Raw genomic sequence first — 14,781 nt, 5'->3', positions numbered from 1 at the left:
AACGGTGTGTAGGTTGTCGCGCATTCTGCGTCGGCGATCCTACAAGACACACCGCCTTTGCTTTTCAGTCCGGAGTGAAGCGTATAAGGCGCGACGGCCGACACACCGTTTGCCACCTGGGCGGCCTGGGCCGAACTGGTAAGGCTCGCTGAGACGCGGGAGTTTGAAGTGGGTGATGCGCCCTTAAAGAGCGCTGGCAGCGGCCATCAAAAAGAGTGATGCCGCATGAAGGATAGGACCGGTTGGGGGCCCGCAGGCAAGAACCGTAGTGGGTGGTGTTCAGCGGCTTTCTTTTGCCTACTTTTCTTTGCCGCGGCAAAGAAAAGTAGGTGCTGCCCCGCACAGGGGCGACGCGTGAGGCACCAATACCAAACCGCGGATGCGAGCAAAAAAACCATCAAACCAACAGCGTCGCAGACAAAAACCACCCACTACTCTGGCCGCTCAATCATAGCCGCGGCCCGCGGCTCATCCCCACCGTGTTGCTTCTCGATCCAGTTCCTACGCTCCTCGCGTGGCGTAACCCCAAACTTCTCCCGATAAGCATTAGAAAAATGCGCAGCAGAAGAAAACCCACACGCAAGACTAATCTGCACAACCGACTTGCTAGTCCGCTGCAACTGAGTGCGAGCCTTAGCCAACCTCAACCCAAGATAGTACTTCGAGGGCATCGACCCAAGATACTGCCGAAAAAGCCGCTCTAACTGCCGTCGAGAGACACCAACCAGACCCGCTATCTCATCCGACGTCAGCGGATCTTCAATATTCGCTTCCATCAACAGCAACGCATCGTTCAAACGAGGATGCCGCTCGCCCGGCGCAGTCACAAACGGAATCCGCTGACGCTCTTCACCCGACCTCAACGTGCCAACGCCCAACGTATCCGCGATACGCTCGGCAAGCTCAGGCCCATGTTCACGTCCGATCATCGCCAGCATGAAATCGACGGTGGCCTGCCCGCCCGCGCACGTCGCGCGATCACGATCGATCTCGAAGATCTGCTGCGTCACGATGGACCGCTCGAACTGCTCGGTGAACTGCTGATACGTCTCCCAGTTCACACTCACGCGATAACCCGACAGTTGCCCCGCCATCGCCAGCCACCACACGCCGTGATGAATGCCCGTCACCAAAGGCGTACGCTGCCCCACACGCGAAAGACTCGCGAGGAACAACCGGTAGTCGGCAAACTGTTGAAAGCGCTCGGTGACGACGATCAGCCAGTCACACGACACAGCATCGCCAAACGCAGCATCGGCCGGCCATTGCGCGCCGCCCGCCAGCGGCACCGGGCGCCCATCCCATGAACACACCTGCCAGCGATACAACGCGCGTCCGTCGATCTCATTGGCAAGATTCAACGCATCGACAATAGGCCCCACGCCCGACATCGAAACGGGTGGCAACGCGACAATCGCGACCTGGGTAGTACGGGCCGGACCCGACGACGGACGTGGCATTACGATGTGACGACCTGCGCGATTACTTCAGACTGCCCGACAGGAACTGCTTGAGCCGCTCGCTCTTCGGCGTAACCAGCACTTCCGACGGCACGCCCTCCTCTTCCGTGCGCCCCTGATGCAGGAACATCACGTGGTTCGACACGTTGCGAGCAAAACCCATTTCGTGCGTCACGACGATCATCGTGCGGCCTTCTTCGGCGAGTTTCTGCATCACCTTCAGCACTTCACCGACCAGTTCGGGATCGAGCGCGGAAGTCGGTTCGTCGAACAGCATCACGTCGGGGTTCATCGCGAGCGCACGCGCAATCGCCACACGCTGCTGCTGCCCGCCCGACAGATGCGACGGATACTGCTTCTCCAGACGCGGTGCAAGACCCACTTTCTCCAGGTACTCGCGCGCACGGTCTTCGGCTTCCTTGCGCGAAACGCCGAGCACGTGAATCGGTGCCTCGACCACGTTCTCCAGCACGTTCATGTGCGCCCACAAGTTGAAGTGCTGAAACACCATCGCGAGCTTCGTGCGAATGCGCTGCAACTGCTTGTGATCGGCGACTTCGAAGTTGCCGTGTCGATCGACCTTGGTCCGCACCGCTTCGCCATCGACGACGATCTGTCCGGCGTTCGGTCGTTCGAGGAAATTGATGCAGCGCAGGAACGTGCTCTTGCCCGACCCGCTCGCCCCGATGATGCTGATCACGTCGCCCTTGTTGGCATTCAGCGAGACGCCCTTGAGCACTTCGTTATCGCCATAGCGCTTGTGGATGTCCTGCACGGCGAGCTTGCAGGCTTCCGTTTGAGTCGTGTGGAGCAAGATGCTCTCCCAGAGTGAAGACAGTGAAACGGATGCAACAGGCAATCAGGGCGGCGATCAGCGCCGCACGGCCAGATACGCGAGCCAGTGACGCTCCGCACGCCGGAACATCGCAACCAGCGCGAACGATACCGCAAGATAGATCAGCGCCGCGAGTCCGAAAGCCTCGAACGAACGATACGTGGCCGAGTTGGCATCGCGCGCGACCTTCAGCACGTCAGGCACGGTTGCCGTGAAGGCAACGGTGGTCGCGTGCAGCATCAGGATCACTTCATTACTGTACAACGGCAGCGCACGGCGCAGCGCGGACGGTATCACAATCCGCCGGTACATCGTGAACCAGCTCATGCCGTAGGCGCGTGCCGCTTCGACTTCGCCATGCGGCGTCGCGCGAATCGCGCCCGCGAAGATCTCCGTCGTGTACGCGCAGGTGTTCAGTGCAAACGCGAGAATCGCACAGTGAAAGCCGCTGCGGAAAAACGCATCGAGCAACGCATGCGAGCGCACGAATTCGAGGCTATACATGCCCGTGTAGATCAGCAGCAGCTGCACGTAGAGCGGCGTGCCGCGAAACACATACGTATAGAGCCGCACGGGCGTCGACAGCCAGCGCTTCTTCGAGACGCGCGCCACCGCAAGCGGTATCGACGTCACGAAGCCGATGCCGATCGAGGCGACCAGCAGCCACAACGTGACGGCAAGTCCCGAGAGGCGTTGCCCGTCCCAGTAGAGAAACGCGCGCCAGAACTGGTTGAGAATGTCGATCAAGGTCGTCTCCTGTGTCGTGTGCGTGGCGCGTTTCAGAGTTCGGCGTGTCGCACGCCCGTCGAATAGCGCCGCTCCAGCCAGATCAGCACGAGATTCGATACGGTCGTGATGGCGAGATAGATCAGCGCGGCAACGAGGATGAAGAAGAACATGTTGAAGGTGCTCTTGCCGGCGTCCTGCGCGGCCTTCACGACATCGGCGAGCCCGATGATCGACACCAGCGCCGTCGCCTTCACCAGCACCTGCCAGTTGTTGCCGATGCCCGGCAGCGCGAAGCGCATCATCTGCGGGAACAGGATGCGCGCGAACACACGCGCGCCGCTCATGCCATACGCCGCGCCCGCTTCGAGCTGGCCGCGCGGCACGGCGAGAAACGCGCCGCGAAAGGTCTCGGTGAAATACGCGCCGTAGATGAAGCCGAGCGTCAGCACGCCGGCCACGAACGGATCGATGTCGAACTGCGGCAGATCCAGTGCGTCGGTCAGATTGTTGACGGCAATCTGGATGCTGTAGAACAGCAGCAGCATCAGCACGAGGTCGGGCACGGAGCGGATCAGCGTGGTGTAGCCCGTCGCGATCGCGCGCATCGGTCGGTTGAGCGACAGCTTCGCCGCCGCGCCGATCAGGCCGAGCACGACGGCCGCCGCGAGGGAAAGCACCGACAGCTCGATCGTCTTGATCGTGCCGTCGAGGAGCACCGGGCCAAAGCCATAGAGGAACACGCGTGTCTCCTGTGAGGTTATCCGGATAGCCGCAAGCGCTGCGGCATGGCGCGGATACTCGCAAGCAAAAATAATTTGCTCAAACCGGGGCATGCTCCTGTTGTGCATTGCAACATAGCGGAACAGGCCGCGTGGCGGACGTTCAACGCCTGCTATAGCGGGCGCTATCCGTTTGTAAGCGGGCAGCGCGCGTGCGCCGCCTGCCGCGAATTCGCAAGTTTGGGGTCGCTTTTTCGATAGACGCGCAGCGCCGCCTGCATGCCCGCAAACCCGCGCCGATTGGGGCTTTCCCTGAAAGACAGGCGCTCACGATGCTGCCAGGCAGTTCGATGTCGAAAGCCGCCCTACGTCGCACGCGTTAGACTTGCCTGTCCCCTCCGCTTCCGCACGTTTGCCGCGAACAGGAACGTCGCATGACACTTCTCCCCGATCCGACCACGCTCGACGCCTACACCCGCGACGCCGCCCGCTATTCGCGCGACTGGCTCGACCAGCCGCCGCCCGACGATATGTACGCGCTATGGGAAACCCATCTGCTGCCGACGGGCAAGACGGCCGACATCGGCTGCGGCAACGGCCGCGACACGGCATGGCTCGCGGATCACGGCTATCGCGTGACGGGCTTCGACGCGTCGGAAGGTCTGCTTGAAGAAGCGCGGCGGCTGTATCCGCAGATTGCGTTTCGCAGCGCAACGCTGCCGTCGCTGGCCGAGATCGACGAACAGTTCGATAACGTGGTCTGCGAGACCGTGCTCATGCACCTGCCCGTCGATGCCATTCCCGATGCGATCGACAACCTCCTGCGCATTCTTCGGCCCGACGGCATGCTGTATCTGTCGTGGCGCGTCACCGAGGGCGCGGACGCACGCCAGTCCGACGGACGGCTGTACTCGGCGTTCGAGCCGGCGCTGGTGACGGATGCGCTGACCAGCTGCGTGATCCTGTTCGCCGACGACACGACGAGCGCAAGCTCCGGCAAACGCGTGTGCCGCATCATCGCTGCAAAACGCGCCGACGACTGAGCGGCTTATCTGCGCTTATCCACACTGATCTGCAAGTGTCAGTCGATCCCGAGACATGCGCGGATCGCGGGCAGACTCGCCTCGACAGCCGCGCGCCCTTCCGCAATCGCGGGCCCCGCGCGGTGAAAATCGAAGATGCCCATGCCGGCGAGGCGCGGCTGGATGAGGATGTCGGCGGGTTCGCCTGCCAGACGGCTGCGCGTGATGCGCACCTGCATGATGTCGATGCTTTGCGCAATCGAACTCAGCATCGACGGCACGCGCGCGCTCGGTGCCGGCGGCACGCGCACATCGCGCGACAGTTCTTCGGCCGATGGCTGCAGCCAGGCCGGAAACGGCTTGCCGTTACGGCGCAGCAGCATGGGCGGCGCAGGCGTGGCGATCTCGGGTGGCGGCGCCTCGGGATCGAGCGCCAACGGCTCGATAGCGGCAACGCGCTCGGCGATGGCGTCTTCGACAGGCAGGCGCGGCAGATCGACCACCGCGCCGCCGAAGTCGCGGCCATTGAGAATGTCGTTGTTCAGATCGACGGCGATCACGCAATCGGCCCGCATGCCGCGCGCCGCCGAAACGGGCACGGGATTCGACAGCCCGCCATCGACGAGCCACACGCCTTCGTGCAGCACAGGCGTGAAAATGCCCGGAATCGCGATCGACGCGCGCACGGCATCGACCACGCCGCCTTCCTGCAGCCAGGTCTCGCGACCCGAATCGAGTTCCGTTGCGACGGCAGCGAACGGCATCTGCAACTGGCTGATCTCGCGCCCGTTGAAGCGGTTCGCAAACACCTGGATCACTTTCTTGCCGCCCAGCAGCCCGCCCGAAAAACGCAGATCGAGCAGACGCACGACCGATTGCCACGTCAGCCCCGTCACCCAGTTTTCCAGCCAGTCGAGATCGCCATTCGCGTAGACGGCGCCGACCAGCGCGCCGATCGACGTGCCCGCAACCAGATCGGGCTTGATGCCGGCATCGTGCAACGCGCGGATCGCACCGATGTGCGCCCAGCCACGCGCGGCGCCCCCGCCGAGCACAAGGCCAATGCGCTTGAAGCGCCTACGAGTGGCCATTGTTGTGTTCCCCCGTGTTTGCAGGCGGATTCTGATTGGACCGCGGCGAACGGCTTTTGTTTTGCGTGCCCGGTTGCACGCCCGCCATCAACGCCCGCGTATCACGTCCGATCGCGACGTCGTGTAGACCACGTGATTGACGTCGAAATGCACGTTGAAAAAGCCCTCTTCCGTCACGCCGCCTTCACGCCACTTCCAGCTCCACACCGTCTCGGGCTTGAGCGGATAAACGGCCACTTCACCCGGCTTGCCGAGCAGCCGCCGCACTTCGTCTTCCGTCATGCCGATCCGGACCTTCGCGAAGTTGGCGGCTGTCAGTACCTGTGTGATCGACTGCAACACGCCGTCGGGGCCGATGTCGACCATATAGGTGTTGAGCCCTTGCGGGCCGCGCGGATATTCGAACCGCTTCGAGCCGTCGGTGAACTGGCGCTCGGTTTCCGGCTTGCCCATCTGATCGCGGATCTGCGCTTCCGTCGTGACGCCGGGCGTGAGTCCCTTCAGCAGCAGCGCATCCGGTTTGACGGCATTGAAAAATTCCTTGAGCTTTTGCACGGCTTGCTCGCTCTGCTGGTCGTCGCAACCGGCGAGCACGGACAGCGCGCCCACTACGGCCACGGAAAGCATCATGTTGCGCAACGAGGTGCGATTAACCATCTTCGATTGACTGGCTGGATACAAACGGTTGAACGACACAGAGCATAACCCGCTGCATGGCCGGATCGCGAACGAAGACGGTGCGGATGTGTATGGAAAGTTAAAGAATTGCTACGCGAGATTTCTTGCGGCGGGGAACGCGGGTGCGAGGACGGGGTGCGATGAATGAGGCGGGAAGACTTGCGTAACGATGCGTGGCAGCACGGATAGCGTTTCGGCCAGAAGCCGGGAGGCTTCTGGCCGTGACGCAATTTTCACCGCTATAGTCGGCTGTCGTGACGGCCGCCGCTGGCCCCTCGACTATCCTGCAAGTGCTGACAATCTAGCGTCAGGCACGAAATTGTGCGAGAGCGCGTTTACACCGAATCGGCTGACGAATCGGGTGCGCGCTGCGCACGCCAACCGGGTTGCATGCTGCACCCGGCTGACCCGGTCGACCCGGTTCGCCCGGGTGTGCGCTGCGTAGCCGACCTACGCGTGACGTGACGGGCCGACCGGCGTCGAGGTCCGTGGAGGCCGCCGCCTCGTCACGCGGATATGCGTTAAGCGCATCCGTGTCGTTGGCGGCGACACTTGCACATTACCGCTCGCGCGCGAGAGATTCCGTGCGACGGCACACGCAACGCCTGCAGTCGAAACGCGTCATTCGTCATTTCACGCCTTGTTTTCAGGGGTTTTCTGCATTTTTCCGCCAGGCCGCGCAGATCGCCTTCTGTCTGCACAAATGGTGGCGACTGGTTGGTGCCGACTTCGACCCTGCTGTCGGCAGGGGCATGATCAGCCCGCCAGCAGGAACAGAAGCCCTTTGGCACAATCGGCGTTTTCCGCACGCCAGACGGACCGGCGCGTCGTCGTGCCGCACTTGCAATCGACGATAGTTGGCCGCACATCGAACCTCATGATTCCATTTTCCGTCCTCGATCTGTCTCCCATCAATGCCGGCGCGAGCGCGTCCGACGCCTTCCGCAATTCGCTCGATCTCGCGCAACACGCCGAGCAATGGGGCTACAAGCGTTTCTGGCTCGCCGAGCATCACAACATGACGGGCATCGCGAGCGCGGCGACTTCCGTCGTGATCGCGCACGTGGCGGGCGGCACGAAGACGATCCGTGTCGGCTCGGGCGGCGTGATGCTGCCCAATCACGCGCCGCTCGTGATCGCCGAGCAGTTCGGCACGCTGGCGTCGCTGTATCCGGGGCGTATCGATCTGGGCCTGGGCCGTGCGCCCGGCACCGATCAGACCACCGCCCGCGCGCTGCGCCGCGATCTGCACGGCAGCGCCGATTCCTTCCCCGACGATGTGGTCGAACTGCAGCGCTACTTCGCCGAACCGGTGCCGGGCCAGCGCGTGCGCGCAGTGCCGGGCGCGGGCCTGAACGTGCCGCTGTGGCTGCTCGGCTCCAGCCTGTTCAGCGCGCAACTGGCAGCGGCGCTGGGTCTGCCGTTCGCGTTCGCGTCGCACTTCGCGCCCGATTACATGATGCAGGCGCTGCATGTGTATCGCACGCAGTTCCAGGCGTCGGAAACACTCGACAAGCCCTACGCGATGGTCGGCGTGAACCTGTTCGCCGCCGACACCACCGACGAAGCACGCCGCCTCTTCACCTCGCTCGAGCAGCAGTTCATCAACCTGCGGCGCGGCACGCCGGGCCAGTTGCAACCGCCTGTCGATCACGTCTCGGCATCGGAGATGGAAATGAGCAGCGTGCGGCACTCGCTGGCGTGCTCGGTGATCGGCGATCGCGATACGGTGCGCGACGGGCTGCGTTCGATTATCCAGCAGACAGGTGCCAATGAACTGATGCTGACCGCGCAGATTTACGACCACGCTGCGCGCCTGCGCTCGTTCGAGATTGGCGCGCAGGTGCGGGGTGAACTCGCCGACGCCTGAGCGTCCGGGTCGATCGCGACGATTGTGGTGTTGCCTGCGGCCCAGGTTTTTTCGCGCGGCCCGACAGGCAAAACCTCGAATCGATCAGTGATTGGCAGGCACGGCCGCCAGCCCATCCAGCAATGCCTTATGGAACGCCGCCGGATCCTGCATCTGCGGCGCATGGCCGAGCTCGGCGAATTCGACCAGCGTCGCGTGCGGGATCGCTTTCGCAGCGGCCTTGCCGAGTTGCGGATAAAGGCCGATCTTTGCCCGCACCTCGGGCGGCGCGGCATCCTTGCCGATCGCCGTCGTATCCTTCTGGCCGATCAGCAGCAGCGTCGGCAACTTCAGCAGGCCGAGTTCATAGACGACGGGCTGCGTATAGATCATGTCGTACAGCAGCGCCGAGTCCCACGCCACTTCCTTCTTGCCCGGCCCGCGGTACATCCCCGCCAGCATCTGCACCCACGGCTCGAAATCGCTGCGCCACTGGCCCGAGTAGTAAGTCGCCTGCTCGTAGCGGCGGATGCCGTCTGCCGTGGTCTTCAGTTCACGCTCGTACCACTGGTCGACGGATAGCGACGGCACGCCCTTCGCCTTCCAGTCCTCCAGCCCGATGGGATTGACCAGCACCAGTTGCTGCGTCTGCGCCGGGTACATCAGCGCATAGCGAATCGCCAGCATCCCGCCCGTCGAATGCCCGACGATGGTCGCGTCCGTCACGCCAATCGATTCGAGCAGCGCATGCGTATTGCGCGCCAGTTGCTGGAAGCTGAACTGATAGCGCTGCGGCTTGCTCGACTTGCAAAAGCCGATCTGGTCGGGCGCGATCACGCGATAACCCGCCGCCGACAACCGCTCGACGGTGCCTTCCCATGTCGCAGCGCAAAAATTCTTGCCGTGCAGCAACACCACCGTGCGGCCATTCGGATGCTCGGGCGCCACGTCCATGTAAGCCATGTGCAGCGCCTCGCCTTGCGAGGTGAACTCGAACTGGTGCACGGGCGCGGGATAGTTGAAGCCCTGCAGTTCGGGGCCGTACGCGGGACCGTCGGCGGCAGCGGCCGCGCCCGACGACGGCGTGGAACCTGCACTGGCGGTATCGGCGGCATGGGCAGCGACGCCCCAGAAAGCAACGCATGCGGACAGGGAAACGGCAACGAGCGAGGCGCGGATTGTCATGGATTGGCTGGCGAGATGCATCTGGCCCGTCATGATGCCCGCCTTGCGCCCGCTTTGCAGCGCCGCGTGCACAGGCCCACCCGCGCGCAAAACGGCGCGAACACCTGTTTGAACCGCAAGCTGCGCCGATCCGGCATAAATTGCCCGGATACCGTATCGGCATGCCGCGCGGACAGGCCGTTTCTACCTCTCGCACCCGCGTCCGCAACGAGCCGGCAGCCAGTCCGCTGTCGGCCCACGCGCCAAATGTGGCATGACGAACGCGCCATGTTGCGCGCGGCATGCGCATGGTCCAGACTAATCGCTGGCTGGCGGGAATGAGCATTGCGGATGCCAGCGCGAAGACACGACCCGGAGCCGTCGAAGAACAAGAACAAACCCACAACAACAACGCACAGCGTCCGATACCAGGCGCAAACGCCGGGGCAAAGAAAGCTTCCACCAGGGCTCACCTAAAAATGGAGACGCACATGGATTCGCCGGCAAGCCTCAACGATCTGCAACACACGACACTCGCCATCGTCCTCGCGGGCGGACGCGGCACGCGGCTCGGGCCGCTCACGAACAAGCGCGTGAAGCCCGCCGTGCACTTCGGCGGCAAGTACCGGATCATCGATTTTGCATTGTCGAACTGCCTGAATTCGGGCATCCGGCGCATCGCCGTCGTCACGCAGTACAAGGCGCACTCGCTCTTGCGGCACGTGCAGCGCGGCTGGGGCTTCCTGCGCGGCGAGTTCAGCGAGTTCATCGACCTGTGGCCGGCGCAACAACGCGTGGAAGGCGCGCACTGGTATCGCGGCACGGCCGACGCCGTGTTCCAGAACCTCGACATCATCCGTTCGATCCGGCCGAAATACGTCGTCGTGCTGGCGGGCGATCACATCTACAAGATGGACTACACGCGCATGGTGATGGACCACGTGGAGTCCGGCGCCGATTGCACGGTCGGCTGTATCGAGGTGCCGCGCATGGACGCTACCGCCTTCGGCGTGATGCACGTCGACGAGCAGCGCCGCGTGACGGGCTTCGTCGAAAAACCCGCCGATCCGCCCGCCATGCCCGGCCGCCCCGACATTGCGCTGGCCAGCATGGGTATCTACGTGTTCAACGCCGATTACCTGTATTCGATGCTGGAGGAGAACATCAGCAGCGTCGCCACGGACCACGACTTCGGCAAGGACATCATTCCGCGCGTCGTCACGTCGGGGCATGCGATCGCACATCCGTTCAGCATGTCGTGCGTATCGTCGGACCCGAGCGTCGAGCCTTACTGGCGCGACGTCGGCACCATCGACGCCTACTGGGCCGCGAATCTCGATCTCGCCTCGACGATTCCCGCACTCGACCTCTACGACCGCAACTGGCCGATCTGGACGCACCAGGAGCAGCTTCCGCCCGCCAAGTTCGTGCGCGACCTGAACGGACTGCAAGGCTCGGGGACCAATCTGATCGTGTGCGGTGGCTGCGTGATCTCCGGCTCGCAGATTTCTCGCTCGGTTTTGGCGTCGAATGTGGTTGTGAATTCGTTCTGTAACATCGCTGAGGCAGTCTTGTTACCGCAAGTGTCGATCGGCGCGAGTTGCCGCCTGCGCAAGGTCGTGATCGACCGCGGCTGCCAGATTCCCGACGGCACCGTGATCGGCGAAGACCCCGTGCGCGATGGCGAACGCTTCTACCGGACCGACAGCGGCGTCGTGCTGGTCACGGCGGAGGCGCTCAAGCGGCAGGCGGCTGCCGCGCGCTAGCGCGTCCGCTGTCGGCGCCCGGCGGCCAGCGGCGACGGGACTTGCAGGCACGGCGATCGCTGGCGGCAGATCGCGGCAACCGGCACATAACCGCCACGCAACCTCTAGCGAACAGGACTGAAGCCCATGACGATCCGCGCGCTGCACGTCGCAAGCGAGCTGTATCCCCTTCTGAAAACGGGCGGCCTCGCCGATGTCGTGGGCGCACTGCCGCCCGCGCTGATCGAACTGGGCGCCGACGTGCGCGTGCTGCTGCCCGGCTTTCCTGCCGTGGTCGCCGGGCTGGCCGACCTGCAGCCCGTCGCGCGGATCGGCGAGCGCTTCGGCGCGTCGAATGTGACGCTGGAACGCGGCACGCTGCCCACGAATGGCCTGATCGTCTACGTGATCCGCGCGGAAACGCTGTATGACCGCGTCGGCAATCCGTATCTCGATGCCGAGCACGTCCCCTACGGCGACAACGCGCAACGCTTCGCGATGCTCGGCTGGGTGGCCGCGCAGGTCGCGCAGCATCTCGACCCCGCGTGGGCGCCGCAGATCGTGCACGCGCACGACTGGCACGCCGGACTCGCGCCCGCCTATCTGAAGGCGGCCGCCCGCGAGCGCGGCAAGCCGCCCGCGCGCACCATCTTCACCGTCCACAACCTCGCGTATCAGGGCATCTTTCCGGCGCACCAGATCGGCCAGCTCGGACTGCCCGCCGACTTCTTCCACATGAGCGGCGTCGAGTTCTACGGACAAATGTCGTTCCTGAAAGCGGGTCTCTTCTACAGCGACCGCATCACCACCGTCAGTCCGCCCTATGCGCGCGAAATCCAGACGCTCGCGCAAGGCGGCGGGCTGGACGGGCTGCTGAGCCAGCGTTCGCACGATCTGTCGGGCATCCTGAACGGCGTCGATTACACCGTCTGGCAGCCGTCGATTGACCAACTCGTCGCGGCGCGTTACACGGACACGCGCCTCGCCGGCAAGCGCGCGTGCAAGACGGCGCTGCAGGAGCGCTTCCATCTCGCGCAGAAAGCCGATGCGCTGCTGTTCGGCGTCGTCAGCCGCCTGACCGAGCAGAAAGGCCTCGATCTGCTGCTCGCGGCGCTGCCGGAAATCATCAAGCGCGGCGGGCAGCTGGTGGTGTTCGGCACAGGCGACCCGGCGCTCGAAAACGGCCTGCAGCGGGTCGCGCAGGCGCATCCCGAGAGCGTCGCCGTCGAACTTGGCTTCGACGAGACGCTTGCGCATCAGATCGTCGCGGGCAGCGACGTGATCGCGGTGCCGTCGCGCTTCGAGCCGTGCGGCCTGACGCAGCTGTATGCCCTCGCCTATGGCTCGCTGCCGCTCGTGCACCGCGTGGGCGGCCTCGCCGATACCGTGGTCGATGCGTCGCTGGAAAACATCGCCGACGATCTCGCGACCGGTTTCGTATTCGAGCGTTTCGAACCCGAGGCGCTCACGGCCGCGATCCGCCGCGCGTTCGCGCTGTACGCGCGGCGCACCGACTGGAAGGCCACACAGCGCCGCGCGATGCGTCAGGATTTCGGCTGGGGCGCGTCGGCGGAACGCTATCTCGCGCTGTACCGCGAACTCGTCTAGGCGCGCAGCCTTGTCGATTGACGGCGTGCAATCTGGCGCAAGTTCGGCGCAAGTCCGACGCAACGTCGGCGCGCACATTGATGGTTCGACGCAACACGACGGGGCCGGATCGGTTCCGTCGCGTGAAAACTCATGTATCTTGTGATGAACAGCGCCTGACGCAACCGAAGTAGTCGTGGCGCTTGCCTGGCGAGCGTGACGTCCGCTACGTGTTCTACGTCCTGACGTCCGTCATGCATTGCCGCGCCAAAGCGGTGCATCCACATCGCCCATCCGTATCGCATTCTTTCTGGTGGCGCCCTTCCCGCGCCCTATCGGTTCGACATGAAAAACGTCCTGAGCATCCAGTCGCACGTCGTATTCGGGCACGCGGGCAACAGCGCATCGGTGTTTCCGATGCGGCGCCTCGGCGTCAACGTGTGGCCGCTCAACACGGTGCAGTTCTCGAACCACACGCAATACGGCCATTGGGAAGGCAGCGCGATCGACGCGTCGCAGATGCTTGCGCTCGTCGAAGGCATCGGCGCGATTGGCGTGCTGCCGCGCTGCGACGCGGTGCTGTCGGGCTATCTCGGCACGCCCGAGCAGGCGCAATCGGTGATCGAGATCGTGCGTGCCGTGAAGGCGGCCAATCCGCATGCGCGCTATATCTGCGATCCTGTGATGGGCACGACGACGGGCTGCCGCGTCGAGCCGGGCATTCAGGAGTTTCTGGTGCGGACCATGCCCGAAGTCTCCGACGTGATGTGCCCGAATCACAGCGAATTGCAGCGCCTCGTCGGGCGCGAGATCGAAACCGTCGAGGAAGCCGTGGCCGCCTGTCGCGAGGTGATGAAGCGCGGCCCGAAGACGATGCTCGTCAAGCATCTGCTCGACCGCAACAGCCTCGCGGACCGCTTCAACATGCTGGTGGTGACGGAGCGTGAAGCGTGGATGGGCCAGCGCCCGCTTTATCCGTTTGCGCGGCAGCCGGTGGGCGTCGGCGATCTGACTAGCGCCGTGTTCGTCGCGCGCACGCTGCTGGGCGATTCCGTGCGCAGCGCGTTCGAGCATACGATTGCCGCCGTGAATGCCGTGGTGCGTGCCACCTACGATGCGGGGCGGTATGAACTGGAGATCATCGCCGCACAGGACGACATCGCGCGGCCGCGCGAGTGGTTCGACGCGTGGGTGGTGGAGTCGGCGTAACGCGGCACCAGCTAGCGCGTGTCGGGCCCGCGAACACGCCTGTCAGCCTGACGTCCTATAATGCGTGCCGCGCTTCATCGCGCGGCATTTTTATTGGCACTGGTTGACTGGCAAGCGAGGCAAAGATGGACGGCACTATCCGCAGCGAACGAGAAGAGCAATTCGAAGAGTTGTGCATCAGCGTGGACGCTGACGAAACCCATGAGCAGGAAGCAATCGAATTCTTCGAAGCGCAATTCGGCGAAGCGGATTTCGACGCTGCGCAATGGCTCGATATCGCGCTGTACTATTCGCCCGCTGTCGCGCGCGGGATCATCGATATGGTTACGCCTGACGATAAGGCGCGCAGCAATATTGCCGTGGTGATTGGCGATAACCTCGATATTTCGTATGGCGAGGATGAGTGCCAGCAATATGCGGAGACGATTCAGTTCGCGCTGGCGAATGGTGTGCCTGTTGATCTCGATGTGGTGCTGGATGGGTGTCATCGGGCGATCGATGATCTCGATACGTGGGCCGAAGATGAGGTGAAGGAACCTTTGCTGCGGTTGAGGGAAGAATTGCTGCGCATGCAAGGGGAAATGTGATTCTGGATTTGCTGTTGGTTTTGGTGGCGTCCGCGGTTTGTTAGTGGTGCTTCAGGCGTTGCCCCTGTGCGGGGCGGCACTTACTTTCTTTGCCGCCGCAAAGAAA

Annotated in this window: 13 protein-coding genes; 6 read left to right on the top strand and 7 right to left on the bottom strand. The window is 63.6% G+C overall.

The window, feature by feature from the left end; genetic code table 11:
* Positions 1-431: 431 nt before the first annotated feature.
* Genes DK391_RS41940 through hisQ form a run of 4 tightly spaced genes read right to left on the bottom strand, consistent with a single transcriptional unit; the run spans position 432 to position 3,764 of the window.
* A complete protein-coding gene (locus DK391_RS41940) occupies positions 432-1,460 on the bottom strand; it encodes a GlxA family transcriptional regulator (RefSeq protein WP_109483894.1) in 1,029 nt (342 codons plus the stop codon).
* A gap of 22 nt (positions 1,461-1,482) precedes the next feature.
* The gene (locus DK391_RS41935) at positions 1,483-2,274 is read right to left on the bottom strand and encodes an ABC transporter ATP-binding protein (protein WP_109483893.1); all 792 of its coding nucleotides are present in this window, start codon (positions 2,272-2,274) and stop codon (positions 1,483-1,485) included.
* A 57-nt stretch (positions 2,275-2,331) separates the two neighbouring features.
* Positions 2,332-3,042, bottom strand: a complete 711-nt coding sequence (locus DK391_RS41930) for an ABC transporter permease (RefSeq protein ID WP_109483892.1) — start codon at positions 3,040-3,042, stop codon at positions 2,332-2,334.
* Positions 3,043-3,074: 32 nt separating this feature from the next.
* Positions 3,075-3,764, bottom strand: a complete 690-nt coding sequence (gene hisQ / locus DK391_RS41925) for a histidine ABC transporter permease HisQ (protein WP_109483891.1) — start codon at positions 3,762-3,764, stop codon at positions 3,075-3,077.
* A gap of 413 nt (positions 3,765-4,177) precedes the next feature.
* On the opposite strand from hisQ, the gene DK391_RS41920 reads away from it, so the two are divergent.
* Positions 4,178-4,786 carry a class I SAM-dependent methyltransferase gene (locus DK391_RS41920; RefSeq protein WP_109483890.1) on the top strand — a complete coding sequence of 203 codons (609 nt, stop codon included), beginning with the start codon at positions 4,178-4,180 and terminating at the stop codon, positions 4,784-4,786.
* Between the two features lie 38 nt (positions 4,787-4,824).
* Here DK391_RS41920 and DK391_RS41915 read toward each other — a convergent pair whose 3' ends face one another.
* Both DK391_RS41915 and DK391_RS41910 read right to left on the bottom strand, forming a co-directional pair.
* Positions 4,825-5,856, bottom strand: a complete 1,032-nt coding sequence (locus tag DK391_RS41915; protein ID WP_109483889.1) for a patatin-like phospholipase family protein — start codon at positions 5,854-5,856, stop codon at positions 4,825-4,827.
* 87 nt (positions 5,857-5,943) lie between these two features.
* A complete protein-coding gene (locus DK391_RS41910; RefSeq protein WP_109483897.1) occupies positions 5,944-6,486 on the bottom strand; it encodes a hypothetical protein in 543 nt (180 codons plus the stop codon).
* A 925-nt stretch (positions 6,487-7,411) separates the two neighbouring features.
* On the opposite strand from DK391_RS41910, the gene DK391_RS41905 reads away from it, so the two are divergent.
* Positions 7,412-8,404 (top strand): LLM class flavin-dependent oxidoreductase, encoded by a 993-nt coding sequence (locus DK391_RS41905; RefSeq protein WP_109483896.1) that lies wholly within the window; start codon positions 7,412-7,414, stop codon positions 8,402-8,404.
* 84 nt (positions 8,405-8,488) lie between these two features.
* On the opposite strand, the gene DK391_RS41900 is transcribed toward DK391_RS41905, so the two are convergent.
* Entirely contained in the window at positions 8,489-9,568 is a 1,080-nt protein-coding gene (locus tag DK391_RS41900; protein ID WP_109483895.1) for an alpha/beta hydrolase, read from the bottom strand.
* Positions 9,569-10,038: 470 nt separating this feature from the next.
* Between DK391_RS41900 and glgC the strand changes: the two genes are divergently transcribed.
* From glgC to DK391_RS41880, 4 genes are all read left to right on the top strand, one after another.
* Complete coding sequence (gene glgC / locus DK391_RS41895) at positions 10,039-11,313, top strand: glucose-1-phosphate adenylyltransferase (RefSeq protein WP_109483888.1); 1,275 nt, start codon at positions 10,039-10,041, stop codon at positions 11,311-11,313.
* Between the two features lie 126 nt (positions 11,314-11,439).
* Positions 11,440-12,900: a glycogen synthase GlgA gene (gene glgA, locus DK391_RS41890; protein ID WP_109483887.1), complete on the top strand. Its 1,461-nt coding sequence runs from the start codon at positions 11,440-11,442 to the stop codon at positions 12,898-12,900.
* Between the two features lie 324 nt (positions 12,901-13,224).
* Positions 13,225-14,088 carry a pyridoxal kinase PdxY gene (gene pdxY, locus DK391_RS41885; RefSeq protein WP_109483886.1) on the top strand — a complete coding sequence of 288 codons (864 nt, stop codon included), beginning with the start codon at positions 13,225-13,227 and terminating at the stop codon, positions 14,086-14,088.
* Positions 14,089-14,213: 125 nt separating this feature from the next.
* Positions 14,214-14,675: a hypothetical protein gene (locus DK391_RS41880; protein WP_109483885.1), complete on the top strand. Its 462-nt coding sequence runs from the start codon at positions 14,214-14,216 to the stop codon at positions 14,673-14,675.
* Positions 14,676-14,781: the final 106 nt, after the last annotated feature.

The sequence above is a fragment of the Paraburkholderia sp. C35 genome (assembly GCF_003121405.1).
GTDB lineage: Bacteria > Pseudomonadota > Gammaproteobacteria > Burkholderiales > Burkholderiaceae > Paraburkholderia.
Note: the sequence above shows the minus strand (reverse complement) of the source record. Positions and strands in the feature narration are given on the sequence as shown.

Bases quoted from the DNA above. Each gene is read 5' to 3' on its own strand.
- DK391_RS41940 (WP_109483894.1), bottom strand. From the start codon at position 1,460: ATGCCACGTCCGTCGTCGGGTCCGGCCCGTACTACCCAGGTCGCGATT.
- DK391_RS41920 (WP_109483890.1), top strand. From the start codon at position 4,178: ATGACACTTCTCCCCGATCCGACCACGCTCGACGCCTACACCCGCGAC.
- DK391_RS41915 (WP_109483889.1), bottom strand. From the start codon at position 5,856: ATGGCCACTCGTAGGCGCTTCAAGCGCATTGGCCTTGTGCTCGGCGGG.
- DK391_RS41910 (WP_109483897.1), bottom strand. From the start codon at position 6,486: ATGATGCTTTCCGTGGCCGTAGTGGGCGCGCTGTCCGTGCTCGCCGGT.
- DK391_RS41905 (WP_109483896.1), top strand. From the start codon at position 7,412: ATGATTCCATTTTCCGTCCTCGATCTGTCTCCCATCAATGCCGGCGCG.
- DK391_RS41900 (WP_109483895.1), bottom strand. From the start codon at position 9,568: ATGACAATCCGCGCCTCGCTCGTTGCCGTTTCCCTGTCCGCATGCGTT.
- glgC (WP_109483888.1), top strand. From the start codon at position 10,039: ATGGATTCGCCGGCAAGCCTCAACGATCTGCAACACACGACACTCGCC.
- glgA (WP_109483887.1), top strand. From the start codon at position 11,440: ATGACGATCCGCGCGCTGCACGTCGCAAGCGAGCTGTATCCCCTTCTG.
- pdxY (WP_109483886.1), top strand. From the start codon at position 13,225: ATGAAAAACGTCCTGAGCATCCAGTCGCACGTCGTATTCGGGCACGCG.
- DK391_RS41880 (WP_109483885.1), top strand. From the start codon at position 14,214: ATGGACGGCACTATCCGCAGCGAACGAGAAGAGCAATTCGAAGAGTTG.